Here is a 6799-nt window from a genome sequence, read left to right as displayed (position 1 = left end):
GACTCAGTAGTTAAGTGACGATAGCCTAGGAGATACACCTGTACCCATGCCGAACACAGTAGTTAAGCCCTAGAACGCCTGAAGTAGTTGGGGGTTGCCCCCTGTTAGATACGGTAGTCGCTTAGCAAGTTGGAGAGAGATCTCCATTTGGGAGTTTAGCTCAGCTGGGAGAGCATCTGCCTTACAAGCAGAGGGTCAGCGGTTCGATCCCGTTAACTCCCATAGGTCCCGTAGTGTAGCGGTTATCACGTCGCCCTGTCACGGCGAAGATCGCGGGTTCGATTCCCGTCGGGACCGTTCGAGATGTCTAGTAGACATTTTGAAGTTTATATGAAGTAAGCGTAGCTTACGTCCTCTTAGAAAAGAGAGAAGACTCGTTAGCTCAGTTGGTAGAGCAATTGACTTTTAATCAATGGGTCGCTGGTTCGAGCCCAGCACGAGTCATATGCGGGTTTGGCGGAATTGGCAGACGCACCAGATTTAGGATCTGGCGCTTTCGGGCGTGGGGGTTCAAGTCCCTTAACCCGCATAGAATAGAAATAGGCCGGCTTAGCTCAGTTGGTAGAGCATCTGATTTGTAATCAGAGGGTCGCGTGTTCAAGTCATGTAGCCGGCATTAGGAAAGATTGCGAACGTAGTTCAGTGGTAGAACACCACCTTGCCAAGGTGGGGGTCGCGGGTTCGAATCCCGTCGTTCGCTTTGAGAGGCCGGGGTGGCGGAACTGGCAGACGCACAGGACTTAAAATCCTGCGATGGCAACATCGTACCGGTTCGATTCCGGTCCTCGGCATGAAGGAATTATCATATAAGCACCCTTAGCTCAACTGGATAGAGTACCTGACTACGAATCAGGCGGTTAGAGGTTCGAATCCTCTAGGGTGCATCACTCGCTTAATGGAGACGTTAGGGGAGCTTTATTTTTAATAGTATCGGGAAGTAGCTCAGCTTGGTAGAGTACTTGGTTTGGGACCAAGGTGTCGCAGGTTCGAATCCTGTCTTCCCGATTATTGGGCTCTTTGTCAACTGTAGTGGGTAGATGAAAAGCTAAGACCTAGAGAGGACGAACTTCGTTCTCTCTTTCTTTATCTCTTTCTTATTTTCAGGAGATAAGCTGAAAAGGGCTATTCCCAGCCCTTTTCACTGTTCAAAGCAATCAAAATCCGTTTTTCTAGTTTTCATCTTCCTGAAACCAAAGGCATTTCTTTTAATGACTTTGATGAGATTATTGGTAGCTTCCAGTTTGGCGTTGGAATAAGGCAATTCCATGGCGTTTAAAACCTTGTCTTTATCCTTTAGAAATGTCTTAAATACCGTCTGGAAAATAGGATTAACAGTGGCCATTTCCTGTTCGATGAGACTGAAGAAATGATCTGAATTTTTCTCTTGGAAATGGAACAAGAGAAATTGATAGAGTTCATAGTGCTGTCGGAGTTCATCTGAGTAGGATAGGAGTTTTTCTAGAATTTCCTTGTTGGTTAAATGCATCCGAAACATAGGGCGATAAAATCGTTTATCGCTGAGTTTACGACTATCCTGTTGAATCAATTTCCAGTAGCGTTTCAAAGCTCGGTATTCCTGCGATTTTCTATCAAGTTGGTTCATAATTTGAATACGGACACGGTTCATAGCACGACTAAGGTGTTGCACGATATGAAAGCGATCCAGAACAATCTTTGCGTTTGGGAGTGAAACAGTCTGGGAATAGACTGTTTCAGCCTGAGCTTAGAAATTGGAGAGCGAAGGGGTTAGCCAATTTGTAGTAGGGACTAAACATATCCATGGTAATGACTTTGACCTGATTTCTAACCTTTCTAGGATAGCGTAGAAAGTGGTTTCGGATGGTTGCTTGAGTTCTTCCGTCCAGAATAGCAATGACGTTTAGGGAGTTGAAATCTTGAGCGATAAAGCTCATCTTCCCTTTCTTAAAGGCATACTCATCCCAGCTCAACACCTCAGGTAAGGTGTTCCAATCTGTTTCAAACTTGAACTCATTGAGCTTTCTGATAACTGATGATGTTGAGATGGATAGCCTGTGTGCAATATGTGTCATTGCTTGATTTTCGATGAGTAATTGGGCGATCTTCTGGTTAACAGCGACGGAGATTTGGTGGTTCTTCTTGACAAGAGGAGCTTCAGCGACAGCCATTTTCGCACATTCTTTGCACTTGAAACGACGCTTTCTAAGACGGATAAGTAAGGGATAGCCAGCTGTTTCTAGATAGGGAATTTTGGAGGCTTTTTGGAAATCGTATTTTGCCATTTGTCCCTTGCAGGAAGGGCATTTAGGGGCTGTGTAATCCAAGTGACCGTGGAGTTCTAAGTGAGTTCCCATATCATATTCATCAGTGATAACGATATTTTTGTCTTTAATTCTGAGAAAATTTGTGATAAGATTTAGTTGTTCCATATGAGTCTTTCTAATGTGAGTTTCGTCGCTTTTCATTATAGGTCATATGGGACTTTTTTTCTATACTCAAAAATGGCTCCATAATCTCCACAGTGGTTTTACCCACTACAGAAATTATAGAGCCCCTTTTCACTGTTCAAAGTAATCAAAATCCGTTTTTCTAGTTTTCATCTTCCTGAATCCAAAGGTATTTCTTTTAATGACTTTGATGAGATTGTTGGTAGCTTCCAGTATGGCGTTTGAAAATGTGAGTTTTGTTGTTTTCCAGTGTAGGTCATATGGGACTTTTTTCTACACTCAAAAAGGCTCTGTATGACCAGAGTGGGTTTACCCGTCATAGTCTTACAGTGCCTTTCATTTTTTGCTTAGTTTAACAACCGCCTCGGTCCGTGCTGTGTGGGGAAACATGTCGACAGATTGAATGTATTCTACCTTGTAGGCTTTGCTTAGCTCAACAAGGTCCCTTGCAAGAGTGGAGACGTTGCAGGATACGTAAACCATTTTAGCTGGTTTGTAATCCAAAATGGTTTTGAGGAGCTTTTCATCGAGTCCAGTTCGTGGAGGATCAACTACCAAGGCATCGGCCCTGTAGCCTTCTTGGTACCACTTTGGAATGATTTCTTCTGCTTTACCTGCTTCATAGTGGGTATTGGATAGTCCCATTCGCTTAGCGTTTGCTTTAGCATCCTCGATGGCTTCTGGAATAATGTCCATACCTCGAACAGATTTGACCTTTTTAGCAAAGGCGAAGCCGATTGTGCCCACGCCACAGTAGGCATCAATCAAGTTTTCATTTCCTGAAATGTCCAAAGCTTTGACGGCCTCGCCGTAGAGAATTTCTGTTTGTTGGGGATTTAGTTGGTAAAATGCCCGTGGAGATAGTGAGAATTCGTAATCTAAAACAGCCTCATCGATAGCTTGTTCTCCCCATAAAATTTCTGTTTTTTCACCATAAATATCACTCGTTTTTTGTCTATTCCAGTTTAGAGCAATAGTGATTATACTTGGAAATTGACTGGTGAGTTCATCAATTAATTTAAGAAGATTAACCTGACAAGAGGTGATAAAGATTACTTGAACTTGACCTGTTTTTCGAGCCTTGCGGACCATAACCGTGCGGATTCCATGTTGCTTGCGCTCATTATAAATAGGAATGCGGTGCTTGGTGAGTAGCTTTGCGATTCCGTTGATAATCTCTTGTGTTTCGGCATCTTGGACGTAACAATTCGTAATTCCAATCAAGCGATGGGAATTTTCTGCATAGAGACCGGCCTTGACTTGATCTTTGAAAGATCGAGTCTGGAACTGTAATTTGGCACGATAGTGGCTAGGCTTATCCATACCGATTGTTGGATAAATAGTGTAGTTTTCGTAGCCAGCTGGTTTGAACTTTTTTAGGGCCTGCTGCAAGAGATCTTGTTTGAAGTCTAATTGTTTATCATAGCGGAGGTGCATGATTTGACAACCACCACAGGCTTGATAGATGCCACAGGCAGGCTTGACTCGGAATTTTGATTCCTTGTTGATTTTTAACAATTTTGCTTCAACGAAATTTCGTTTGACTGAGGTAATTTGACAAAAAATTTCTTCCCCCTTAAGGGCACCAGGGACAAAGACTAGCGTTTTTTGATAAAATCCGATGCCTTCTCCGTTGATGCCCATTCGTTTGATTTTTAAGGGGATTCGTTGGTTTACTTGTAGATTCATATTATTATTTTACCGAAAAATCCTGTATAATGAAAGAATGAGAATTACAAAAATTGAAAAGAAGAAACGTCTTTATTTACTTGAAGTGGATGGTCAGGATAGTTTGTATATTACGGAAGACACAATTGTTCGCTTCATGCTTAGTAAGGGAAAGGAAATCACGGAGCAGGAGTTTCGTGAGCTTCGTGATTTTGCTCAGTTTTCTTATGGGAAAAATCTAGCACTTTATTACCTTTCTTTCAAGCAACGTACCAAAAAAGAAGTTAGTGATTATCTAAAAAAATATGAAATTGAAGAAAACAATATTGTCAAGATAGTGACGGTATTAGAAGAGGAAAAATGGCTGGACGATGGGAATTATGTTGATAGCTATGTTCGTCAGAATGCTCTAAATGGAGATAAAGGTCCAGCTATGATTCGTCAGAAGTTGATGCAGAAAGGAATTCCTAAACCGCTGATTGATAAAAGGCTGGCTGAGGAAGATTTTTCAGAGCTTGCTGGGAAGATTGGGGAGAAATTGGTGGGTAGATACCAAAGAAGATTGCCTCTTCGAGCTTTGCAAGATAAAGTTGTACAGGGATTGATGGGTAAGGGGTTTTCTTATGAGACGGCCAAACAAAGCCTCGGTCAGTTGGAACTTGTGGCTGATGAGGAAAATGAAGATGATTTAATCGCCAAGGAATTGGATAAGCAGTATAGAAAATATAGTCGTAAATATGAAGGCTATGAATTGAAGCAAGGGTTGATACAGGCTTTAGCTCGAAAGGGTTATGACTTTGATCGGATTCAGACTGTCCTTCGTGATTATCTGTGAAAAAATTTAGCCTAGGTTAGAAAAATATGATATAATAGTCAAGATAAATTGTAATTGTAGAAAGTTGGTAACAAAGTGAAATTACCAAAGGAAGGCGACTTTATTACAATTCAAAGTTATAAGCATGACGGTGAAATTCATCGCACTTGGCGTGACACCATGGTATTAAAAACAACGGAAAATGCTATTATTGGAGTCAATAATCATACCTTAGTGACTGAAAATGATGGTAGGCGTTGGGTAACAAGAGAGCCAGCAATCGTTTATTTTCATAAAAAATACTGGTTCAATATCATTGCAATGATTCGTGAAAACGGAGTTTCCTATTATTGTAACCTTGCTAGTCCATATGTTCTCGACAATGAGGCACTCAAATACATTGATTATGACCTAGATGTTAAGGTCTTTGCTGATGGTGAAAAGAGACTACTGGATGTGGATGAATATGAGCGTCATCGTAAGGCGATGAAGTATTCGGATGATATTGATTTTATTTTGAAGGAAAATGTCAAGATACTGGTTGATTGGATTAATAACCAGCGCGGACCATTCTCTCCAGCCTACGTTAATATCTGGTACAAACGCTATTTAGAACTGAGAAGTAGATAAAGTTAGAAAAGAAAATCCTGTTTTACAGGCTTTTTTCTTATTGTAAAGGAGGGGCTTATGGCCTTTGAACAAACAAATGGGCGCTATGCAAGTTTTGGAGTTGTGACCTCGCTTCCCGGGGAAGTGATTGATAGTTTCTGGTATGTTATTGATCACTACTTAAAAGGAGTTATTCCTTTGAAAAATGTAATCCGTTTTTCTATCAAAAATCGTCGTGGTAAGATTACGCTGGTCTTTTCGCAGGAAGGTTATAAAAATGTACTGGCTGTAGATTTAAGTAGTCGTTTTGATCCATTTTATCCCTCAACAATCTTGGTAATGGACAAGCAGGGAAAAGAGACCATTACTTTGCCAGATGAGGTGACCTTGCTTTAGCTTGAAGAGCTGGTATTTTATCACCTAAGATATTGTTAATATATGAAATTTGGTGTAAAATAGATTTGTAAGCTTATGTGGGTTAGAAAGGAGGAGTCTATGGTTAGTCAAACTGTTGAGAAACCTCTCTATTTGCAGTTGGTTGATGAATTGGAAGTTGCAATTCGTGAGAGGATGGCTCCGAATGACAAGTTATTTTCAGAGCGTGAGTTGACACAGGTTTATGGTGTCAGTCGTATTACAGTTCGTTTGGCTTTGCAAGAATTGGAAAAACGTGGCTTAGTCTATAAGAAGCATGGTAAGGGAACCTATGTATCTGAGATTTCAGATACTGCAGTTGATTTGTCTCAGGCCTATAGTTTTACTGAGCAAATGAAAAAAATTGGGAAAGTACCGAGGACATCTATTTTATCCTTTGAATTGGTTAAGGCGTCGGACTATATTGCGCAACATCTACAACTTAGTCAGGGTGAGGAAGTGTTTGAAGTTGAACGTTTGAGACTTGCCGATGAGATTCCGATGATGCTGGAAAGGACATATGTTCCTGCCTCGCTATTTCCTGGATTAGCTGCTCAGCGAATGAAGTCAACTCCCTTGTATGAAATTTTTTCAGAGGATTATCATCAGGTGATTCGTTTGGCAGAAGAAGAGTTCTATGCAAGTATTGCTTTGGATAATGAAGCTAAGATACTCGGAATTCCAAGCAATAGTCCAGTGCTTCATTTGGTAAGAAAAACCTATAATGATAAGAATAGAATTATCGAGTTTACGTTTAGTATTGCTAGAGCGGACCAGTTTCGTTACAAGATTACCCATCAACGGGGATATTAGAATTAATACTCTTCGAAAATCAAAATTATTCGTTGTCAACTTGCCTTGATGAAAT

At 40.8% G+C, this 6799-nt stretch carries 5 protein-coding genes, 9 tRNA genes, 1 rRNA gene and 2 pseudogenes; 14 read left to right on the top strand and 3 right to left on the bottom strand.

Annotated elements, in window-relative coordinates:
- The first annotated feature begins 10 nt into the window (after positions 1–10).
- The 10 genes from rrf to ODU39_RS06565 all read left to right on the top strand — a co-directional run bounded on the left by rrf (position 11) and on the right by ODU39_RS06565 (position 1005).
- Positions 11–126 (top strand): 5S ribosomal RNA (gene rrf, locus ODU39_RS06610).
- 23 nt (positions 127–149) lie between these two features.
- Positions 150–222 (top strand) — tRNA-Val (locus tag ODU39_RS06605).
- A gap of 2 nt (positions 223–224) precedes the next feature.
- Positions 225–297 (top strand) — tRNA-Asp (locus tag ODU39_RS06600).
- A gap of 74 nt (positions 298–371) precedes the next feature.
- A tRNA-Lys gene (locus ODU39_RS06595) sits at positions 372–444 on the top strand.
- 3 nt (positions 445–447) lie between these two features.
- A tRNA-Leu gene (locus ODU39_RS06590) sits at positions 448–529 on the top strand.
- 14 nt (positions 530–543) lie between these two features.
- A tRNA-Thr gene (locus ODU39_RS06585) sits at positions 544–616 on the top strand.
- A 12-nt stretch (positions 617–628) separates the two neighbouring features.
- Positions 629–700, top strand: a tRNA-Gly gene (locus ODU39_RS06580).
- 7 nt (positions 701–707) lie between these two features.
- Positions 708–791, top strand: a tRNA-Leu gene (locus ODU39_RS06575).
- 19 nt (positions 792–810) lie between these two features.
- A tRNA-Arg gene (locus ODU39_RS06570) sits at positions 811–884 on the top strand.
- A gap of 47 nt (positions 885–931) precedes the next feature.
- Positions 932–1005 (top strand) — tRNA-Pro (locus ODU39_RS06565).
- 117 nt (positions 1006–1122) lie between these two features.
- Here ODU39_RS06565 and ODU39_RS06560 read toward each other — a convergent pair.
- The 3 genes and pseudogenes from ODU39_RS06560 to rlmD form a co-directional block, all read right to left on the bottom strand.
- Positions 1123–2408, bottom strand: a pseudogene (locus ODU39_RS06560) (transposase); the annotation flags it as partial.
- A gap of 98 nt (positions 2409–2506) precedes the next feature.
- A pseudogene (locus ODU39_RS06555) lies at positions 2507–2660 on the bottom strand (transposase); the annotation flags it as partial.
- A 102-nt stretch (positions 2661–2762) separates the two neighbouring features.
- Positions 2763–4115, bottom strand: coding sequence for a 23S rRNA (uracil(1939)-C(5))-methyltransferase RlmD (gene rlmD, locus ODU39_RS06550; protein ID WP_398580124.1), 1353 nt, complete (start codon positions 4113–4115; stop codon positions 2763–2765).
- 37 nt (positions 4116–4152) lie between these two features.
- On the opposite strand from rlmD, the gene recX reads away from it, so the two are divergent.
- The 4 genes from recX (at position 4153) to ODU39_RS06530 (ending at position 6744) form a co-directional block, all read left to right on the top strand.
- On the top strand, positions 4153–4929 hold the full coding sequence (gene recX, locus ODU39_RS06545; protein WP_398580123.1) for a recombination regulator RecX: 777 nt from the start codon (positions 4153–4155) through the stop codon (positions 4927–4929).
- A 75-nt stretch (positions 4930–5004) separates the two neighbouring features.
- Complete coding sequence (locus ODU39_RS06540) at positions 5005–5538, top strand: DUF402 domain-containing protein (protein WP_004194106.1); 534 nt, start codon at positions 5005–5007, stop codon at positions 5536–5538.
- Positions 5539–5595: 57 nt separating this feature from the next.
- Positions 5596–5913, top strand: coding sequence for a DUF960 domain-containing protein (locus ODU39_RS06535; protein ID WP_002942715.1), 318 nt, complete (start codon positions 5596–5598; stop codon positions 5911–5913).
- 99 nt (positions 5914–6012) lie between these two features.
- Positions 6013–6744, top strand: coding sequence for a GntR family transcriptional regulator (locus ODU39_RS06530; protein WP_014735520.1), 732 nt, complete (start codon positions 6013–6015; stop codon positions 6742–6744).
- The last annotated feature ends 55 nt before the right edge of the window (positions 6745–6799 follow it).

The organism is Streptococcus sp. 2021WUSS126 (assembly GCF_044427255.1).
Lineage (GTDB): Bacteria > Bacillota > Bacilli > Lactobacillales > Streptococcaceae > Streptococcus > Streptococcus hashimotonensis.
Note: the sequence above shows the minus strand (reverse complement) of the source record. Positions and strands in the feature narration are given on the sequence as shown.

What these genes read in the sequence shown, in the direction of transcription:
- ODU39_RS06535 (WP_002942715.1), top strand. Translation starts at nt 5,596, where the DNA reads ATGGCCTTTGAACAAACAAATGGGCGCTATGCAAGTTTTGGAGTTGTG.
- ODU39_RS06530 (WP_014735520.1), top strand. Translation starts at nt 6,013, where the DNA reads ATGGTTAGTCAAACTGTTGAGAAACCTCTCTATTTGCAGTTGGTTGAT.
- rlmD (WP_398580124.1), bottom strand. Translation starts at nt 4,115, where the DNA reads ATGAATCTACAAGTAAACCAACGAATCCCCTTAAAAATCAAACGAATG.
- recX (WP_398580123.1), top strand. Translation starts at nt 4,153, where the DNA reads ATGAGAATTACAAAAATTGAAAAGAAGAAACGTCTTTATTTACTTGAA.